Here is a 250-nt window from a genome sequence, read left to right on the forward strand (position 1 = left end):
TGCCCGACTGGAAAGCCCGGCGCCAGGCCATGGCGAAGTATCTGCCTTACTGTGTCTGATGGTCAGCGGGAATCGTCGCCGCCAGTTCTGGCCGGCCATCTTGGAAGGTCATGATGAAGACGTCTTTAATGGCATCGTGATTGGCATCGAGGGAAATGGTCCCCGTCGCGCCATCGTAATCGATGGTCTTCACCAGTTCCCGGGCCACATCAGCCGCTTCGGCTGACTGACAGCGTTCAATGGCATCGGC

The 250-nt window shown here is 58.8% G+C and carries 1 protein-coding gene; it reads right to left on the reverse strand.

All coding sequences use genetic code 11. The annotated features are described in order from the left end of the window. Positions 1-46 precede the first annotated feature (46 nt). Positions 47-250 (reverse strand): hypothetical protein (locus ACY0MJ_RS22465; RefSeq protein ID WP_462640779.1); only part of this gene is annotated, 204 nt, incomplete at its 5' end.

The organism is Ramlibacter sp. bp-362, assembly GCF_054956735.1.